Source organism: Faecalicatena sp. (genome assembly GCF_058819085.1).
This window is the reverse complement of sequence record NZ_JBZUUL010000024.1, coordinates 106,291-125,482: the sequence shown is the minus strand read 5'-3', so window position 1 is coordinate 125,482 and position 19,192 is coordinate 106,291. Positions and strand designations below refer to the sequence as shown.

At 48.7% G+C, this 19,192-nt stretch carries 15 protein-coding genes; all 15 read right to left on the bottom strand.

Features of this window, described 5'->3' with window-relative positions:
• Positions 1 to 13: 13 nt before the first annotated feature.
• The 15 genes from AC4OGX_RS12005 to mutS all read right to left on the bottom strand — a co-directional run bounded on the left by AC4OGX_RS12005 (position 14) and on the right by mutS (position 19,082).
• Positions 14 to 1,156: an FtsW/RodA/SpoVE family cell cycle protein gene (locus tag AC4OGX_RS12005; protein ID WP_493330743.1), complete on the bottom strand. Its 1,143-nt coding sequence runs from the start codon at positions 1,154 to 1,156 to the stop codon at positions 14 to 16.
• Positions 1,153 to 1,362 carry a cell division topological specificity factor MinE gene (locus tag AC4OGX_RS12000; RefSeq protein ID WP_493330742.1) on the bottom strand — a complete coding sequence of 70 codons (210 nt, stop codon included), beginning with the start codon at positions 1,360 to 1,362 and terminating at the stop codon, positions 1,153 to 1,155. Before AC4OGX_RS12000 ends, AC4OGX_RS12005 begins: the two co-directional genes overlap by 4 nt.
• Positions 1,363 to 1,374: 12 nt before the next feature.
• The gene (gene minD, locus AC4OGX_RS11995; protein WP_493330741.1) at positions 1,375 to 2,166 is read right to left on the bottom strand and encodes a septum site-determining protein MinD; all 792 of its coding nucleotides are present in this window, start codon (positions 2,164 to 2,166) and stop codon (positions 1,375 to 1,377) included.
• Positions 2,167 to 2,200: 34 nt separating this feature from the next.
• Positions 2,201 to 2,845 (bottom strand): septum site-determining protein MinC, encoded by a 645-nt coding sequence (locus AC4OGX_RS11990; RefSeq protein WP_493330740.1) that lies wholly within the window; start codon positions 2,843 to 2,845, stop codon positions 2,201 to 2,203.
• Between the two features lie 39 nt (positions 2,846 to 2,884).
• On the bottom strand, positions 2,885 to 5,740 hold the full coding sequence (locus tag AC4OGX_RS11985) for a penicillin-binding transpeptidase domain-containing protein (RefSeq protein WP_493330739.1): 2,856 nt from the start codon (positions 5,738 to 5,740) through the stop codon (positions 2,885 to 2,887).
• Positions 5,733 to 6,266, bottom strand: coding sequence for a rod shape-determining protein MreD (mreD, locus tag AC4OGX_RS11980; protein WP_493330738.1), 534 nt, complete (start codon positions 6,264 to 6,266; stop codon positions 5,733 to 5,735). Before mreD ends, AC4OGX_RS11985 begins: the two co-directional genes overlap by 8 nt.
• A gap of 35 nt (positions 6,267 to 6,301) precedes the next feature.
• Positions 6,302 to 7,168 (bottom strand): rod shape-determining protein MreC, encoded by an 867-nt coding sequence (gene mreC / locus AC4OGX_RS11975; RefSeq protein WP_493330737.1) that lies wholly within the window; start codon positions 7,166 to 7,168, stop codon positions 6,302 to 6,304.
• A gap of 1 nt (position 7,169) precedes the next feature.
• Positions 7,170 to 8,192, bottom strand: a complete 1,023-nt coding sequence (locus tag AC4OGX_RS11970; protein ID WP_493330736.1) for a rod shape-determining protein — start codon at positions 8,190 to 8,192, stop codon at positions 7,170 to 7,172.
• 21 nt (positions 8,193 to 8,213) lie between these two features.
• Positions 8,214 to 8,909, bottom strand: coding sequence for a RadC family protein (gene radC, locus AC4OGX_RS11965; protein WP_493330735.1), 696 nt, complete (start codon positions 8,907 to 8,909; stop codon positions 8,214 to 8,216).
• Between the two features lie 108 nt (positions 8,910 to 9,017).
• Positions 9,018 to 10,649 carry an NAD(P)/FAD-dependent oxidoreductase gene (locus AC4OGX_RS11960; RefSeq protein ID WP_493330734.1) on the bottom strand — a complete coding sequence of 544 codons (1,632 nt, stop codon included), beginning with the start codon at positions 10,647 to 10,649 and terminating at the stop codon, positions 9,018 to 9,020.
• Positions 10,642 to 11,862: a BaiN/RdsA family NAD(P)/FAD-dependent oxidoreductase gene (locus tag AC4OGX_RS11955; protein ID WP_493330733.1), complete on the bottom strand. Its 1,221-nt coding sequence runs from the start codon at positions 11,860 to 11,862 to the stop codon at positions 10,642 to 10,644. Before AC4OGX_RS11955 ends, AC4OGX_RS11960 begins: the two co-directional genes overlap by 8 nt.
• A 17-nt stretch (positions 11,863 to 11,879) precedes the next feature.
• Entirely contained in the window at positions 11,880 to 13,187 is a 1,308-nt protein-coding gene (locus AC4OGX_RS11950; RefSeq protein ID WP_493330732.1) for a methionine gamma-lyase family protein, read from the bottom strand.
• Positions 13,188 to 13,234: 47 nt separating this feature from the next.
• Entirely contained in the window at positions 13,235 to 14,179 is a 945-nt protein-coding gene (gene miaA, locus AC4OGX_RS11945) for a tRNA (adenosine(37)-N6)-dimethylallyltransferase MiaA (protein ID WP_493330731.1), read from the bottom strand.
• A 20-nt stretch (positions 14,180 to 14,199) separates the two neighbouring features.
• Positions 14,200 to 16,338: a DNA mismatch repair endonuclease MutL gene (gene mutL, locus AC4OGX_RS11940; protein ID WP_493330729.1), complete on the bottom strand. Its 2,139-nt coding sequence runs from the start codon at positions 16,336 to 16,338 to the stop codon at positions 14,200 to 14,202.
• Between the two features lie 92 nt (positions 16,339 to 16,430).
• Positions 16,431 to 19,082: a DNA mismatch repair protein MutS gene (mutS, locus tag AC4OGX_RS11935; protein WP_493330727.1), complete on the bottom strand. Its 2,652-nt coding sequence runs from the start codon at positions 19,080 to 19,082 to the stop codon at positions 16,431 to 16,433.
• Positions 19,083 to 19,192 lie beyond the last annotated feature (110 nt).

The window sequence follows — 19,192 nt, the reverse complement described above, 5'->3', positions numbered from 1 at the left end:
TCTTAAGTCTCCTCTACTGATATTTATTAGGCTGCAAACCGACATTGAGCACAAAACCAATTCCCATGTAGAAGCATATAATGGATGTGACTCCTGAACTTACAAATGGCAGGGAAATCCCGGTATTCGGGAAGATCTGTGTAGCCACACTGATATTGATGAATGTCTGAACTCCGATCAGTGTGGCGACTCCGCCGCATATTAGGCGCCCCGCAGTGTCTTTTGCCTTTACCCCAATTAAAATACATTCTATTACAATTAATAATAACAAAATTATGACCGCACAACAACCCACAAATCCTAATTCTTCCCCAATAATTGCAAAAATAAAGTCTGTCTGCGGTTCAGAGATGAAGTTTCCGTTTTTCACGGAAGTGGTCGTATTGTTATTATAACCTTTTCCCGTGAGCTGGCCGGAGCCTATCGCCATGACCGAGTTGATCTGCTGGTATGCTTCATCTGTCGCATACTTCTCCGGTTCCAGCCATGCCAGGATACGGTTCTGCTGGTACTGCTTTAAGAACGGCTGGTTCGGCTGTACGACAATGCTCAAAAACAGAGCCGCTGTCGGTATGGCAATTGCCAGGACCGTTCCGATGAACTTATAGCTCAGTCCTGCCAGATATAAGATTATGCAGAACAGGACCGCGATACAGATCGTATTGGAAAGGTTCGGCTGCTTATATATCAGGATCAATGACGGCAGCAATAGGGCTATCGCCTGTATGATCGTTTTTTTCGAATTGACTGCCTGCTCCCTGTCCATAAAAAATCTTGCAAAGAACAGGATCAGTATGATCTTTGTTAAGTCAGAGGGCTGGAATTGGACGAAACCAAGATCCAGCCACCTGGTAGCACCATTTACTTTTTCACCAAAGAAGCGCACTGCCAGGAGCAGGACGATATTCAGGCCATAGAGAGGCCAATACCAGTTCAGCACCCACTTGTAGTCGATCAGAGAAATGACTGCCATCGCGAAGGTCCCCATGAGGACTCCGGCGATCTGCTTTCCCTGTACGGCTGCCTGCGCGCTTCCCACTACAAAAATCCCAATGATGGAGATTGCCGTTACAAGCGCAACAAGGGTGAACTTGTAATCTTTTAAATGATATCTTTGTTTGAGTTTCTGTAAATGCGGTTTCAATTGAAGTTTCAATAGTTTTCTCCTGTAATCTTTATATGTATATCTGAACGTGTTATCTTAATGTTAAAATCTTCCGGCTTTACCTCCAGATACTTTGATATTGTGTGGTACATATCTGAAGAAAATCTTTCCGCCGTCTCGGGTGTACACTGCATCCTGTCTGCCATGAGCAGAGTCCGAAGTCTTTCTTTTGCAACGTGAACAGATGGTACACTCATATGATTTCCCTCCTAGTTCTTTTTAAAAAGGCTGGAAACCTTTGCAAAAAATCCTTCCGGCTTACTAAAATCCGTGATCGGGATGTCATCTCCAAGGATCCTTCTGCATACATTTAAATATGCCTGGCCGGACATACAGGAGGCTCCCACGATCGGTTCGCCCTGGTTGGTCGCGATGACGACCTGCTCGTCATCAGGAATGACGCCCAATAGGTTGATCGCCAGGATTTCCGTGACGTCCTCCACAGACATCATATCCCCCCGCTTGACCATGTCAACCCTGAGGCGGTTGATGATGAGATCGTTTTTCTTGATCCCGTGTGTCTCCAGCAGGCCGATGATACGGTCTGCATCGCGGATGGCAGATACTTCCGGCGTTGTCACAACGATGGCACGGCTGGCCCCGGCTACTGCATTCTCAAAGCCCTGCTCGATCCCGGCCGGACAGTCCAGAAGTATGTAATCGAATTCGTCCTTTAAGTCTGCGATCAGTTTGCGCATCTGTTCAGGAGAGACGGCTGTCTTATCCTTTGTCTGCGCGGACGGAAGCAGATACAATTCCGGAAAACGCTTGTCCTTGATCAGGGCCTGCTTTAACCGGCAGCTTCCTTCTATCACATCAACCAGATTATAGATGATCCGGTTTTCAAGTCCCATTACCACATCCAGATTACGAAGGCCTAAGTCCGTATCGATGACAATGACCTTTTTATCCATCTGCGACAAGCCGATTCCTATATTTGCTGTCGTAGTCGTCTTACCGACTCCGCCTTTTCCTGATGTAATGACAATAACTTCTCCCATGTTTTTCTTCCTCCTACAGCTTTTATTCCCAAGATTAGTCTACAAGCGGATCCACATAGATCCGGCGTCCGTCGACCACGGCGATTTTTGGTCCCTTAATACTTAAGCTTTCCTGATAGATCACCTGGCGCTTCGCCTCAATATCACCGATTCTAAGCTGCTTCGGCTGCATGGAAAGAGCGACGACAAATGCATCTCTGTTCCCTGATGCCCCAGCATGGACACTGCCGGACAGAGAACCAACAATGACAACATTTCCCTTTGCGATCACCTTTGCCCCCAGCTCCACATCCCCTAATATGATGATGCTAGAATCAGATTCAAGTACCTGCCTTTTGCTCAGCGTACCTCTGTAGAACTGCCCTTCTCTCTTCTGGATATTGGTGAGCGTGTTTTCTACAATGCTTTTGTATGTCATTTCATTGGTTTCATCACGGTCAATGACACATACGATGTCGATCCCCGTGATCTCAGCAATCAAGTCCAGGATCAGCTGTTCCTCCTGGTCTGACAGCCTGCGGTCTAAAAACGTGACTGCCATCTTCGCCCCCTCAAAGAACTTTGCAGAATCTTTGAATTTGGAGGCGACACTTTCCAGCAAAGTATCAAAGGATACTTCCGGATTCAGGTGAACTTCGATCCCATATCGGTTGCTTTTAATTGTTACCAGCCTGTCCATGTATATTCACATCCTTTTTAAGTATATAAACATGCAGGATTAATCTCCTGCAATGGCTGTACCAAGCTGTGCGGCAGAACCTGTGATCAGCTCCTTCTTATCTGCGAGCTTAAAGTTTGCCCTTACAATATCTCTGCCTATTTCTGCAGCGTAGGATGAACTGTAACCATTTGCAATACGCACTGCGATGGCAATCTCCGGTTTGTCTGCCGGTGCAAACCCGACAAACAAGCCATGGTCCGGATGAAGCGCGCTCTGCTGTGCAGTACCCGTCTTACCGGCCATCTCTATTTCCAGACCGTTAAAGCTTGGGGTATCATGTATCATGGCTATCATACCCTGATGAACCAGATCCCATGTTTTGCTGCTGACATCTGTGATCTCATTGGCTGCGACAGGCTCATACTTTTTGATGATCTTGCCATTCACATCTGTCGTCTTGTTTAACAGAGAGAGGTTATATACGGTTCCCTTATTTGCGACCGTTGCAACATATCTGTTGAGCTGACTGACGGTAAAGTTATTCGTACCCTGCCCGATCGCACTCTGTACGGCGTATTCGTCTGAGATCCTAGGCTCGGACTCTGGGATCTCGATGCCGGATTTTTCACCGAGGCCGAATTCCTTTGCATATTTTGCCAGCTTTTCGACACCCTGGTCACTGTCATAGTCCCCGTCTGCATCCAGTCCCAGGTCATATCCTACTTCATAGAAGAAGACATTACAGGAATGCATGAGGGCTCCTGTGACCTCCAACGGCCCATGCCCTCCCGGATAGATCCAGCACTTAGGACTCGGTGTCACTTTTTCGAATTCACCGCCACAGTTAATATAGCTGCCTTCTGAGATCACACCTTCTGTCAATCCTGCCACAGCGGAGATCATCTTATAGGTAGATCCCGGTGCGGTCCTCTCCTGTGTCGCATTATTATAGAACGGCCTGGAGAGTCCGGTCACAAGCTGGTTGTAATACTTGGAATCCATCGTATTCGCCAGACGGTTGTTATCATATCCGGGATAGGATACACACGCCAGCACTTCCCCTGTATTTGGATCGCTGACTACGGCGGAACCGGTACACGGCTCCAATGCCAGCTGTCCGGGAGTAATCTCAAGACTCTGGATCTTCTGGTAAAGCCAGCTAAACGAATCCATACTGCCGTCTGCCAGCCCATTGTAAGCTGCCTCGTCCATCTTAAGGACACCCTGCTCGTACACAATGGCACAAATCTCTCCTCCACTGATACTACCTGATTTTATAAGATATTTGTAGAGAAGTTTGTCGAAATTAACATCTGAATCCAAATAATTTTGTAAAAATGTTAAAATTCCCTGGTAAATTTCGGCGGAATCGGAGTATTTCTCATCTGAAATATAATCTGCCAGCTTAGAAGTATCGATCCAGTTCTTGGAAATTGCATAATTCAGATACTTATGCAGGCTGATCGTCTCATCCTTTGTCCACTGTTTATAGACCTCATCGTTTGTATCGATCTTATCTGTCATCAGAATGCCTGTGGCTGTCTGGAGCACATCGATAGAAATAAAGTCCATATATGCCTTCATCTCATCGGAAAGGTCCTTGTATGCCTTGGCCTTACTGTTGTTCATCTCGTTGATGATTTCTGTGATCGCAGTTTTTTTCCTCTCTGTGAACTTCTGGTATACCTGCTTTTCTATTGGTTTGGCATCGTCTGCCCCAAAATGACTCTCATCAATGATCTCGTTGGCAATAAATGCATTGTAAGCATCATCTACAGGAATGATGATCTGGCTCGAATCGGTGGTCTGGCTGGGGTCATAATTCATGACATTGCGCAGCTTGGACAGTACGATTCCGGCAAGCTTTTCCTCCAGGAGCTGATAAGTCTGCTCCTGCAGGTCCTTGTCGATCGTCAGATATACATCATTTCCAGCCTCTGCTTCCTCACTGCTGACCTTGTCGGTCACCTTTCCGACACTGTCTACATAGAACTGGGTCTTTCCTTTTTTTCCCTGCAGGACCTCATCCATGGTCTGTTCCAGTCCGGCCTTCCCGACGATATCAGTCTGGGAATACTTCTTTTTCTGGTCCTTATCCAGGGCATTGTATTCTTCCTGTGAGATCTTGCCTGTATAGCCGATGATAGAGGCAAAATACTTGCTGTCTGTATAACGGCGCATGGAATCCTCTGCGATATCCACACCGTCCAGCTCATCTAAGTTCTCCATGATGGCGGCAACGGTCTCATCGCTGACATCGGTTGCCAGCGTGGTGGGGATGAACTTCTGGAAGCTGTTCAGATTGATGGCATATCTTAAGTTGACCATCTTTAATAGATAGGCCTTGTCCATCTTCTTCATATCCAGGTCATATCCATAGACCTCATCTGTACACAGATATTTTATAATATCTGCAGCGGAGGAATTTCTCTGCTTTTCTGTCAGCTCATCGATGGTTTTCAGACCATAGACATCGGCGATAAAACGAAGCTTCATGGTCTCATTCGTTTGGGAAAATTCATAATTCCCGGCAGAATCCAAGACGACTCCAAAGTCACTGATCACAGAATCCCCGTTGGATTCGACGATAGAGATGATCTTTTCAAGGATCCCGTTGAGAATCTCATTGCGGTCTTCCCCTGTGATATTGTCCTCGATAGTGACAGAATAGGCCACTTCATTATATGCCAGGAGATTGCCATTGCGGTCATAAATGCTTCCCCTTGTTCCGGGGATCTCCCTAGTCTTTAAAATCTGCAGCTTATAGTTGTCCATATAATACTGCCCCTTCACGATCTGCAGATAAAATACACGGTTGATCAGGATCGCAAACAGAACACAGAATGCAAGGATCAACACAAACAGACGTGATTTAACGATTCGAAATACAGTATCTTTTAAACGTTCAAACAAATTTACTTGCACTCCTTTTTTCTTCTGCTTCCAGCTTATGGTTTATAAATAAAATCAACGGGTATAGTGCCAGAGCGACCACGATCGTGTAGATCAGCTCCGGAATAATATTGTGGCTCAGATAATAAAGAAAATCAAACTCACTGCGCAGCATGAACATCAATAGATAGATGACCAGACCGTACAGGAATTCACTCGCCGCGATCAAAACAAGCGGCAGCTTTATATCTTCATCATAATATACCTGCTCAAACAAGCTGTTAATAAAGCCGAGCAGTAAATAGATCAGGGCATAAAAACCCAGTATATTGCCAAATTGGATATCGATCATCAGGCCGGAGAAAAAACCGACCAGCATTCCTTCCTTCGGGCCTCTCATAAATCCAAAGGCCGCAGTTATGATGATCATCAGATTCGGCTTGATAGATGCCAGCGCCAGATGCGGAAATACCGTACACTGGAGCAGGTAACAGATCAGTACGATCGCTATGGTCACGCCGATTCTTTTTGCCTTCATCTTTTTCATCGGTCAGATTCCTCCTTTCCCTGTCGGTACTATGATTACTTTTTATCCTTTCCCGTCAGCTCATCCTTGGTCTTTGTGATGACCAGGACCTCCTGCAGGTTTTTAAAATCCACGACAGGAGTGATATATCCTGAGCGGGTCAGGTTGTTGGAGTCTACGGTGATCTCACTGATATAGCCGATCAGGATCCCCTGGAGATACTTGGAGCTGATATGTGAGGTAACGATCTGGTCTCCCACCTGCACCTTATGATCATTGTTCTCCATCTGTTCAAAACGGATCCTTCCGTCATTGATCAGGGAAAGGTCTCCTCTTACCATACATCTGTCGGATGTGGACAGGACCATTGCACTGACATTGCTGGAATCATCGATCACGGAGCGGACCGTTGCCCAGGTAGGACCTACCTTTATTACGATGCCTACCAGACCGCTGCCTGCCAAGACATTCATGTCCTTTTTGATGCCGTCCTTACTTCCTTTATCGATCGTAAAGGTGCTGAACCAGTTCCCGGTGTCATTTCCGATCACGTGGGCACCCGTTTTTTCATAATCCGCATAATTCTGGTCAAGCTTATACAGCGCCTGAAGACGCTCCAGCTCGTACTTTTCTTCCTGGAGATTGTTATTCTCTGTGATCAGCGCATCCACCTTGGCCTGGAGGGCTTCCTTTTCCTTGCGCACCTCCTGCAGGGTATCGAAATTGTCGCTGATATCACCGAGCCAGGTCCCGATCTGGTTGATGCCTTTCTGCATCGGAATGATGGTCGCACTTGCGATCGCCTTAAATGGACCGGCACTCTTCTCATAGAACAGGGACAGTACCATCAAAAGGATACAGAACAGACTCAGTCCTGCCAGATAGTATTTACTTTTTGAAGAGGTTTGATTTTTCTTTTTCATATTATCTCAGCCACCTATAATCTTCATCTAACATAGAATATGTTAACTTTTTATACTCTTTATTCAATATCATCTTCTTTAACCCTGAAACGGCACACAGCTCAGGCTCCGGGATGGTCGTTACCTTCAGACCGGTGCTTTCCTCAAGATATGTAGAAAGTCCTTTTAGGTTTGCAAGCCCTCCGGTCAGATAGATCCCTTTTTCATCGATCCCCCTGCGCACATCCGGCGGCGTGCGGTCTAAAAGTGACTTGATAGAACGCACACATTCATCCAAAGGCTCCTTCATGGCAGCCCTTACGATCCCGATGGGGACTGCCTCCTGCCTGGGGACTCCGGTGAGCAGATCCCGGCCTGCGACTAAAAGGGAGGCATCTCCTGCCTCTGTAAATACGCCGAACTCCCTGCGGAGCGTCTCAGCCGTCAGCCGTCCGATCAGGAAATCTGTGTTATGCCTAACCAGATTGGCAATGGCATTATCAAAATGCACCCCTCCGGTCTTAATCAGACGGTTTAAGACCATGCCTCCTGAAGCTAAGACAGACAGCTCTGTCGTCTCACCGCCGAAATTGGCAATAAAGATCCCCCTTGCATTCCAGATATCAATCCCCATGCCGACCGCCTCTGCGATCCCCCGTTCCACGATCCTGACGGATTTTGCCCTGGCTGTGGAATGAAATACCAGATCGTAGAAGGCTTTTTTCTCCACTTCTGTTACATCGGTGGGGACAGCGATCACATATTCGGCCCCTCTTGAAAACTGTCTGTCCGTATTGAGCAGGTTCTGCAGCAGATACTGCATATCATCGAAATGCGCGATCACCCCGTTTTTCATTGGGAAGACGACCTGAATGTTATCAGGTGCCTTCTCGTACATCTCATAGGCCTCATCACCGGTAGAAAAGATATATTTCTTGTCCTTCATGGCAATGACGTTCTTTGCTTTCCATATTTTATCCTTCTTTTTATCAAAGATCTTGATGTCATAAGTCCCCAGATCTAGTCCATATACATTTCTGGCCATGTGTTACACTTCCCCTTATTCTTATAAAAGCTCTTTTTCCCTCATACTAAAATAACAATTATCCCCGATGATGATATGATCCAGAAGCTCGATCCCGATCAGCATTCCTGCCTCATGTACTCTTCTGGTGATCAGGACATCTGCCTTACTTGGCTTAGGATCACCGCTTGGATGGTTGTGGAGCAGGACGATAGAGACGGCATTCTTCTTAAGCGCCTCAACGAACAGTTCTCTGGGAGAAATAACCGCAGAATTGATCGTCCCCTTGGAAATATCGGCATCTGAGATCAGCCTTGATTTAGTGTCAAGCAGAAGGAGCTTCATAGACTCCTGCCTGCTGTGCCTCATATCTTCCATGTAATACTGTGCTATGGAAGACGGCGTCGAAAAATTAAGACCTGACTGTGCGTTTGCCTTAGCCAGCCTCTTGGCGAGTTCTGACAGACATAAAATCTGGACCGCTTTCACTCTGCCGATCCCTTTGACCTGCAATAGCTGTTCCAGCGTCCATTGGTGGATATTCAGGATCCCCTCATGGGAAAATGCGGGGTGCAGCAGTTTGTCTGCAAGTCCAAGGGAATTCTCGCCTCTGGTGCCTGTACGCAGCAAAACAGCCAGTAATTCAATATCCGTCAAATTACTCGCCCCAAACCTTATGCATTTCTCATAAGGCCTCTCTTCTTCCACCATCTCTTTCATCGTATTGTTCTCTTTCATACCTCATACCTGACTGCGGATGTCACAATACAATGATTTATTTTAGCATAAATTAAAATTCATGTATAGGTCTGCATTCTTAAATTTTTGTGAAGACTTTGTGTTTGGTTACTGCCGCACGCTTGAACTGCAGCTGTGTTTGGGCGCATATTTTCGGATGAGAGCTTCTGCAGTTTTCATGCCGTCCATGGCTGCAGAGGTGATTCCTCCTGCGTATCCGGCGCCTTCGCCGCAGGGATAGACCCCGCCCAGATTACTTTCAAATTCTTCGTTTCTTTCCAGCTTTACAGGGGAAGAGGTACGGCTTTCGACACCGGAAAGTACCGCATCTTCTCTTGCGAATCCCTGGATCTTATGGTCCATCAGACGAATGCCCTCTTCCAATGATGCACCTAATGTTTCTGGAAAGAGGGACCGCACGTTCCCAAATGTATAAGCCCCTTTGATCTGCGGATGCACCTCCCCGAAGCCTTCGGATACACGGCCTTCGCAGAAATCCCGGAAGCACTGGACCGGAACCTTGCCCTGCCCCTCTTCATAGGCGCGTTTTTCAAGCATCCTCTGGAATTCCACTCCCGCGAGGGGATGGCTGCTCCCATAATCCTCCGGTGTGACCGTGACGATGACCGCACTGTTGGCATTCACGCCGTCGCGATCGTGATAGCTCATGCCGTTGACCGCCAGATGCCCTTCTTCCGAAGAGGCGTTGACGACATATCCGCCCGGACACATACAGAAGGTGTATGCACCGCGGCCATTTTCCAGCTGGGCAGTCAGCTTATAGGCCGCAGCCGGCAGCTCCTTTGGCCTTTCCTCACCATACTGGCAAGCGTTGATCATTGTCTGGGGATGCTCGATGCGGACCCCCACCGCAAAAGATTTCGCCTGCATGGAGATCTGTTTATCATACAGCATCTGGAAGGTATCCCTGGCACTGTGTCCGATGGCCAGGACCAGCAGATCTGTCTTTAGTTCTTCACTGCCATTGATTTGGATTCCTCTGACCTTAGTCTGTCCTGATTCTTCATCCTGCTGTAAGAGGATATCTGTCATCTGGCTGTGGAAACGGATCTCGCCGCCCAGTTTCTCTATATGGCGGCGCATATTTTTCACGACATGGATCAGGATGTCCGTTCCGATATGTGGCTTCTGCTCATATAAAATGGAGTCGGGTGCACCGAATTTTACGAATGTCTCAAGGACAAAACGATTCCGCCCCCGGGCATCCTTGACCAATGTGTTTAGTTTGCCATCCGAGAAGGTTCCGGCCCCGCCCTCCCCAAACTGAACATTGGAGTTAAGCTTCAAGCCTGCACCCTCCCAGAATGCCTCCACATCCGCTAAGCGCTCATCCACACTGCCGCCTCTCTCTAAGAGAAGCGGGGAAAAGCCTGCCAGGGCAAGAAGATAGGTGCAGAACAGCCCTGCCGGTCCGCTGCCGATGATCACTGGCCTGCGGGATAAAGCCCTGCTTCCCGGGGTGGGAAGCTGATACGGCGAGGCGGTGATCTTCTGGACCTTATTCTTCATTTTCCGCAGTATGCTGCTCTCCTGCTTTACTTTTACATCTACCGTATAGGAATAAAAGATGTCCGGTTTTTTCCTGGCATCAATGGACTGTTTCCAGATCCGGTAATCTAAGAGCGCATCTGCCGGAATGTGAAGAAATCGGCAGAGCTTCTCTTCCAGCTCTCCGGGACTGTGTCCCGGGCGTAATTTTATCTGATTAATTCTAAGCACCGGAAGCCTCCTTTCCCGCGACATACCCGCTGGACCATGCCCACTGCAGGTTATATCCGCCGCAGATTCCATCCACGTCCAGGATCTCCCCTGCAAAATACAGCCCAGGTACATACAGCGATTCCAGTGTTTTTTCGTTGACCTCTTCTGTGTCCACGCCGCCCCTGCATACCTGTGCCTGATCAAAGGAATTTGTTTCTGTGATCTCTGTTTTGAATCCCCGGATCAGGCCGGCCAGCCTTTTGAGCTCATCCTCTGTACAGTCCCCGGCTCGTTTGGAGCGATCCACCTTTGCAAGCTTGAGCCAGAGATCAGACAGCTTCTTGTGAAACAGGCCGATGAAGAATTCCTCCATCGTCTTTTGAGGTCTGGCAGCGATCCTGTTTTTTAAGAAGGTAAGAAACTGTTCTCCGGAAAAATCCGGCATAAAGTTGAGTACTGCTTCCACTCTCTTTTTTTCATACAGACCGATGGCGGCGTACCTGCTGACCTGAAAGACCGGAATGCCTGAGATTCCGTAGGCGGTCAGCTGGATCTCACCGGTGTCCGCTGCCTGGCATACTCCATCCGTGTAAATGGAGACGCTGCCGTTGACCCGGATTCCTGCAATACTTTTATAGAAGCTTTCCTTGCAGCGAAGCTGTACAAGAGAGGGAAGGACCGGGACCAGGTGGTGTCCCAGATCTTTTGCCAGCGTATAGCCGGAACCGTCTGATCCTGACACAGGAGCTGCCTTGGAACCAGCCGCCAGGATGACCTTATCGGCCTGGAAATCACCTTGGTCTGTACGGATCTTAAAGCCCTTTTTTCCGGGAAGGATCTCCCGGCAGTGTGTCTGGGTCTTTACCTCCACTCCAAGCCGTTTTGTCTCCATCCGCAGTACATCTAAGACGGCGGACGCCTGGTCGGAATGGGGATAAAGATATCCATTCCGGTTTTTGGAATAGATCCCAAGTTTTAAAAAGAAAGCGATCGTCTTTTGCGCATTGAACTTTTCAATGATCTGCCACGGAAACAGCAGATTTTCGGAATGATAACAGACCGGCTCCTGAGCCAGATTTGTGAAATTGCACCTTCCGTTCCCGGTGGACAAAATCTTTTTCCCCACCCGGTCCTTGTGCTCCAGAAGCAGGACCTGTGCTCCGTTTTCTGCTGCTGTGACCGCTGCCATCAGACCGGATGCACCGCCTCCGATCACTGCTATTTTCGTCATAAATACTATCCCCTTTCTTAATCTGCAGACTCAAGGGCTGCTTTTGAAACAAGCCCGGCATCCACTAGATTCTGTAATGATTTCAGGATTCCGAGTTTCGCATGCGGCCAGGTCAGCCCTCCCTGGAAATAAACGGCGTAGGGAGGCTTGATCGGACCATCCGCACTCAGTTCGATGGAGGAGCCCTGCACAAACGCCCCTGCCGCCATGATGACGTCGCTGTCATAGCCTGGCATAGCCCATGGCTCAGGGCTGACATAGCTGTCTACCGGAGCTGCGGACTGGATTCCCCTGCAAAAAGCAATGACACCTTCCGGCGTTCCCAGTTCCACTGCCTGGATGATATCGTGACGGCTCTCGGTTCCGTTTGGAATGACTCCAAATCCCAGCTTTTCATAGATATTTGCCGCAAAAACAGCACCCTTAACGGCGCTGCATACCACAGTGGGGGCCAGGAAAAATCCTTGATAGAAGGCCTGCATTACACCCAGCGATGCGCCCACCTCTTTTCCTAATCCCGGTGAGGTCAGACGGTAAGCACAGTTTTCGATCAGGTCCTCTCTTCCCGCAACATAGCCCCCGATCGGTGCCAGACCGCCGCCTGGATTCTTGATCAGTGAGCCCACGATCATATCTGCACCCACATCACTTGGCTCTATAGTCTCCACAAATTCGCCATAACAGTTATCTACCATGCAGATAACGTCCGGCTTGACGCTTTTTACAAATTGGATCAGCTCTCCGATCTTCTCTACAGAATAGCTGGGGCGAGTCTGGTAACCCTTAGAACGCTGAATGGTGACCAGCTTTGTCTTCTCATTGATCGCTTCCCTGATCGCAGGATAATCAAAATATCCATCCTCTTTTAATTCTACCTGACGGTATGTAATGCCGTACTCTGCAAGGGAGCCCTTGGACTGGCGGATCCCGATGACCTCCTCTAAGGTATCATAGGGCTTTCCGACCGGTGAGAGAAGTTCATCGCCCGGCCTTAAGTTGGCGGAAAGGGCAAGGGCAAGGGCGTGGGTTCCGCATGTGATCTGCGGGCGCACAAGCGCTGCTTCAGTGTGGAATGCACTTGCGTAGACTGCCTCTAAGGTATCCCGGCCCATATCGTTATAACCGTATCCGCTGGCATACTGGAAACAGCCCTCGCTGACGCGGTTTTCCTGCATCGCATGGAGGACCTTTAGCTGGTTGTATTCCGCAGTCTCATCGAATTTCTGGAAACGCGGCATAAGTTCTTTTTCAATCTTTCGGCCAAACTTTAAGACCTCCTCACTGATTCCTAATTTTGCATAGATCTGGTTCATTTCAAAATTCATCGTTTTATCCTCATTATCTCTTATAAAGTTTTATTTAGGCAGCCGGTCTATATGATCTGCCTGCTTTTTAATTCCTGCTGCATGTATTTTAGTATTTTTTCTTCATCATATCTGAAATCCTGCTTATTCAGCCAGATCACATCCTTCTCCCGCTTGAACCATGTGATCTGGCGCTTTGCAAAATGCCGGGTATCCCGTTTGATGATGTAGACTGCTTCCTCAAGACTTCGCTCATGATCCAGATAAGATAGGATTTCCTTGTAGCCCAGGCCCTGCATGGATACCATGTTTCTTGTATAGCCCCGCTCCTTTAATGCCTGAACCTCTTCTACAAGCCCGTCTTCTATCATCTGGTCAACACGGCGGTCGATCCGTTCGTACAGATGAGCCCGCTCATCATTTAGAACAAAATAGGCGGAGCGGTAGGCAGATTCCTTCTGGCGTTCTTCTTCGTTGTGCTCGGAGATTCGTTTCCCGGTCTGGTGGTAAAATTCCAGGGCGCGTATCACCCGTTTTACATTGTTTTCATGGATATCCTGTGCTGCTTTTTCATCCACAGCTTTTAGCATACTGTGCAGGAAGGCAGCTCCTTTTTCTTTCGCAGTTTCCTCCAGAGAACGGCGGTAAGAGGTATCACTGTCATTCTCCGTAAAATCTATATCATAAAGAAGGGCCTGGATGTAAAAGCCGGTACCTCCCACAACAATAGGGATCCGGCCTCTCTCATAAATCCCTCTCATAGCCTCCCTGGCCATCTGTTGAAAACGTACGACATGAAATTCCTCGTCCGGTTCCAAAACATCCACCAGATGATGTGGTACTCCTTCCATCTCATCAGGACGGATCTTTGCGGAACCGATGTCCATGTATTTATAGACCTGCATGGAATCGGCGGAAATGATCTCTCCGTTGATGGCCCTGGCAAGTCCGATGGACGCCTTTGTTTTTCCGACTGCAGTCGGTCCGGTCAGAATAATCAGTGGTTTCTTCATTTTCATTCTTCCTCATCTATTTATACGATCCGTTTAAATTTCTTTTCCAGCTCCCGCTTTGTCATGGCTATGATCGTGGGTCTGCCGTGGGGGCAGTGGTATGGATTCTCCAATTCCAGAAGCTCTCCGATCAGCGTGTCCACTTCCATGGCAGACAGCCTGCTGTTTCCTTTTACTGCTGCTTTACAGGACATGGAGGCTACCTTCTCATCGATCAGCTCCGGTGTCATGTTGCCGGAGACGCCATCGGACAGGCTGTCCAGCATTTCCATCAGAAGTTCCTTCTTTGCGATGGAGAAAAGATTGTCCGGCACGGCACGCACTGCATACTCATCACCGCCGAAGGGCTCGATCTCGAAACCGATCCGTTGAAAACGGTCCATATGTGTCTTTAAAAGTTCTGCCTCCTGCATGCTCAGGCTCAGGATGATGGGCGGGCTTAGATACTGGGAGGTAAATTCCCGGTTCTTCATTTCCCGCAGAGTCCGTTCATACAAGACCCTCTCATGGGCAGCATGCTGGTCTATGATATAGAGGTTCTCCTGGAACTGGACCAGCCAGTAGGTGTCAAAGACCTGGCCGATCAGTGTATACTGTGCCTTTGTCTCACGGCGGAGCAGCTTTTCATCAAACAAGTTCATCTGCTTCGCTTTGCCGGCAGGTTCCGGGCAAGGGGCGTCCTCCTGTACAGACGGCCGCTGTGGGGAGGAAACAGCCGGGGAAACCTTCATAGCTTCCGTCTTCTCAACAGGGAGTTCCTCTTTCACGGCACTTCTGGCTGCCTCACTCTCTCGGATACTGTCTGTATCGGCAGAGTTCTTCATAGTATCGCCTTCGCTGGAAGGGAGCTTTTTGGTTTCTTCTATATGATAGTTGCCGCTTTCTTGTATCATATTCGTTTCAGAAGGCTTTTCTTCGGCCGTTTTCATGATCTGGGAAGTCTTATTATGGTAGGAAAGCACCCGTTCCCTCATCTTTTGCAGGAAATAGTCCTCATTTTTTTCCACCGGCTCTTTTGAAGGCGACCCGGCCGGAGCGGTACTTTGCTTTGCAGCCGACTGAGGGGCAGGCCGTGTATCTGCTTTTGCCTTTGGCTTGAGCAGGAAGGGACTCGCTTCTTCTGCGGGCTCTTGACGTTTCGGCTCCGGCACCTCCACCACCGGGATCAGTTCCGGCTCCAGCAGGGTCCTGTGCACGCCCTCGTACACCGTATTGTAAACCTCCTGTTGTTTCTGGAAGCGAAGCTCCATCTTTGTGGGATGAACATTTACATCGATGTCTTCCCCGTCGATCTGAAAGTGAAGTACAACAAACGGAAATTTGTGCTGCATGACAAAATCCCGGTATGCATCTTCGATTGCTTTGGAGATCATGCTGCTTTTTACATATCTTCCATTTACGAAAAAATTCTCAAAATTACGGTTTCCACGGCTGACAGAAGGCTTGCCCAGGAATCCTGTCATGTGCAGGCCTCCCTTGTCATAATCCATATCGATGAGGCTGGCGGCAACCTCCCGGCCATAGATGCTGTAGATCACATCCTTTAGCTTCCCGTTTCCAGAGGTCCGAAGCTTCTCCTGTCCGTTGTTGATGAACTGGATGGATACCTCTGGGTGAGAAAGCGCCAGGCGCATCAGCAGGTCCTGGATGTGTCCGGCCTCAGTCATGGCTGTCTTTAGAAATTTCCTTCTGGCAGGCACATTATAGAAAAGCTGCCGGATCAAAAAGGTGGTTCCGTCCGGGGCCCCGGTATCCTCCAGGGACAGCTCCTGCCCGCCTTCAATGATATAGCGGGTCCCGAAGGTTTCTTCTCTTGTTTTAGTGATCAATTCCACCTTTGTGACCGCCGCGATACTGGACAGGGCTTCCCCTCTGAATCCCAGGGAAGCCACATGTGTCAGATCTTCTACACTGCGGATCTTGCTGGTGGAATGCCTTAAGAATGCGTTCGGTACGTCTTCTCTTGTGATTCCGCTTCCGTTGTCTGTGATGCGGATGAATGAGATACCGCCTTCCTGAATCTCCACGACTACTGCGGTCGCTTTTGCATCGATCGCATTTTCTACCAATTCTTTTACGATAGAAGCCGGACGTTCGATCACTTCTCCGGCGGCAATTTTATCAATTGTAATTTGATCTAATACCTGAATATGCGGCATAAGTCCTCTCCTTTATCCTTTTACGCCCAAGGGCCTGGCCCTTCAAAAGCAGGGGGCGGACCCACTTTTTCAGAAGGGTCAGACCCCTTTGCTTACCAGCGGTTTTTTAGTTTGTTCTGCAGCCTGTAAATCGTATTCAATGCGTCGATCGGGGTCAGATTGCCCACATCGATATTCTTTAATTCTTCCAGTACATCCCCGTCTTTGACCGTGTCAAAGAGGGACATCTGGGCGATATCCACCTCGTCATATTTCTTTGCCTTCGGTTTCTTTTTCGCATCATGCTCCTTAATGGCAATCTCACTTACTCTCGTGGTAATGTCCTCGTCACTTAACTCTTCCACGATCTCCTTCGCACGGTCGATGACGATGTCCGGTACCCCCGCAAGCTTGGCAACCTGGATTCCATAGCTTTTATCTGCCCCGCCTTTGACGATCTTGCGCAAAAAGACGATGTCATCGCCCTTTTCTTTGACGGCGATACAGTAATTATTGACATTCTCGATCTTACCTTCCAGCTCCGTGAGCTCATGGTAGTGTGTAGCAAACAGTGTCTTGGCGCCCAGAAGCTTCGTATCGGAAATATATTCCACCACAGCCCAGGCAATGGAAAGACCGTCAAAGGTACTGGTCCCTCTTCCGATCTCATCCAGGATCAGAAGGCTTTTGCTTGTGGCATTGCGCAGGATATTGGCCACCTCTGTCATCTCCACCATGAAGGTGCTCTGGCCGGAAGCCAGGTCGTCGGAGGCTCCTACCCTGGTGAAGATCCGGTCCACCAGACCGATGTTGGCACTGGATGCAGGCACAAAGGAGCCAAGCTGTGCCATCAGCACGATCAAAGCGGCCTGTCTCATGTAAGTGGATTTCCCGGCCATGTTTGGGCCTGTGATGATGGAGATCCGCTGCTTTTTATCATCCAGATAGGTATCGTTGGAAATGAACATGTCATTGGGGATCATCTTCTCCACGACCGGATGGCGGCCGTCTTTGATATCGATGATCCCTTTTTCATTGATCTTCGGACGGACATAATTATTCCGCTCCGCAACCAGGGCGAGAGACGCAAAAACATCCAGTGAGGCAACTGCCTTTGCGGTCCTCTGGATTCTCTTAACCTCACCGGCTATGGTATCGCGCACAGCACTGTAAAGCTCGTATTCGAGAGCATACAGCTTGTCCTCCGCACCAAGGATGGTATCCTCCAGCTCCTTGAGCTCAGGTGTGATATAGCGCTCTGCATTGGCAAGGGTCTGCTTTCTTGTATAGTAGTCAGGAACCAGGTCCTTGTAGGAATTGGTTACTTCCAGATAGTAGCCGAATACCTTGTTATACTTAATTTTTAGGTTCTTGATCCCTGTTTTTTCCCGTTCTTCCTCCTCTAGTCTGGCAAGCCAGTCTTTTCCGTCTGATTTGGCGCTTCGGAGCTTATCCACTTCCTCGTGGTAACCGTCACGGATGATCCCGCCCTCCTTCATCGCAAGCGGCGGATCATCGATGATGGAATCCTGAATCAGGCTGCAGAGATCCTCCAGAGTATCCAGATCCTCCCGGATCATGCACAGCAGTGAGGATTCCATCTCTTCCAGGATATAGTGGAGAGACGGAAGCATCTCCAGGGAGGTCTTGAACGCGGTCAGATCCCTCGGATTGGCAGAACCATATGTGATCCTCGTGATCAGGCGTTCCAGGTCATAGACCGGAGTTAAGTATTCCCGGATCTCCTCCCGGGAGATCGCCATACTCTTTAACTCTTCTACGGCATCCAGCCTTTTTTGTATCTCATCTCTCTCGATCAAGGGCTGTTCCAGATGTTTTCTAAGCATCCTGGCTCCCATGGCTGTCTTTGTCTTATCCAGCACCCAGAGAAGGGAGCCCCTCTTCTGCTTCTCCCGGAGGGTCTCGCACAATTCCAGATTTCTTCTGGTGGAGCTGTCCAGCATCATGTATTTGGCCGTCGTATAAGGCGTAATGTGTGTCAGCTGTGACAGGGAATTCTTCTGGGTCTCGAGAAGATACTGCAGAAGTGCCCCTGCACTGATGATCCCGCAGTCATAATCCTCCAGTCCCAGTCCCACAAAGGAGGAGACGTGGAAATGCTCCAGCAGCTTCTTCCGGCAGATGGCATCATCGAAATACCAGGAATCCAGGGAATAGATGGTGATCCCAAGTCTGCTTCTTAGATCCTCCAGATCAATACCGCTCATATAAAAGGACTCATTGCAGATAATCTCTGAGGGCATGAATTTGTAGATCTCATCCATCAGCTTTGCACTGTCCGGCAGCTCTGTTACGAAATAGTCTCCTGTTGTGATATCCGCGATGGAGAGCCCGTACCTGTCGGCTATGTATACGATACACATTAGATAATTATTCTTTGTCTCATCCAAAGCCTGGGGCGCCAGGTTTGTTCCCGGTGTGACGATGCGTGTTACTTCCCGTTTTACAAGCCCCTTGGCAAGCTTCGGGTCCTCCACCTGTTCACAGATCGCCACCTTGTATCCCTTGGCGACCAGCTTATTCAAGTAGCCGTCTACTGCATGGTAAGGAATCCCGCACATCGGGGCACGCTCTTCCAGCCCGCAGCTTTTTCCGGTCAGTGTGATTTCCAGCTCTCTCGAGGCGGTAATGGCGTCTTCGAAAAACATCTCGTAGAAATCGCCTAATCTATAAAATAAGATGCAGTCAGGGTATGCTGCCTTTGTCTCCATATATTTCTGCATCATTGGAGTTAATTCTGCCACGTTTTTTACTTCCTTTCGCTTTCCAAATTTACTGCGTTTGTTTCCTACACAGTATAGCATTTTTTAAAAAGTTGTGAAAGAGAATTTTTCTCATGTAGGGAGATGCCCTG

Excerpts from the sequence above, each read along its gene's own strand:
- minD (WP_493330741.1), bottom strand. The coding sequence starts at position 2,166 with ATGGGAGAAGTTATTGTCATTACATCAGGAAAAGGCGGAGTCGGTAAG.
- mutL (WP_493330729.1), bottom strand. The coding sequence starts at position 16,338 with ATGCCGCATATTCAGGTATTAGATCAAATTACAATTGATAAAATTGCC.
- AC4OGX_RS11950 (WP_493330732.1), bottom strand. The coding sequence starts at position 13,187 with ATGAATTTTGAAATGAACCAGATCTATGCAAAATTAGGAATCAGTGAG.
- AC4OGX_RS11990 (WP_493330740.1), bottom strand. The coding sequence starts at position 2,845 with ATGGACAGGCTGGTAACAATTAAAAGCAACCGATATGGGATCGAAGTT.
- AC4OGX_RS11970 (WP_493330736.1), bottom strand. The coding sequence starts at position 8,192 with ATGGCCAGAAATGTATATGGACTAGATCTGGGGACTTATGACATCAAG.
- AC4OGX_RS11955 (WP_493330733.1), bottom strand. The coding sequence starts at position 11,862 with ATGACGAAAATAGCAGTGATCGGAGGCGGTGCATCCGGTCTGATGGCA.
- miaA (WP_493330731.1), bottom strand. The coding sequence starts at position 14,179 with ATGAAGAAACCACTGATTATTCTGACCGGACCGACTGCAGTCGGAAAA.
- mreC (WP_493330737.1), bottom strand. The coding sequence starts at position 7,168 with ATGAAAAAGAAAAATCAAACCTCTTCAAAAAGTAAATACTATCTGGCA.
- AC4OGX_RS12000 (WP_493330742.1), bottom strand. The coding sequence starts at position 1,362 with ATGAGTGTACCATCTGTTCACGTTGCAAAAGAAAGACTTCGGACTCTG.
- radC (WP_493330735.1), bottom strand. The coding sequence starts at position 8,909 with ATGAAAGAGAACAATACGATGAAAGAGATGGTGGAAGAAGAGAGGCCT.
- mreD (WP_493330738.1), bottom strand. The coding sequence starts at position 6,266 with ATGAAAAAGATGAAGGCAAAAAGAATCGGCGTGACCATAGCGATCGTA.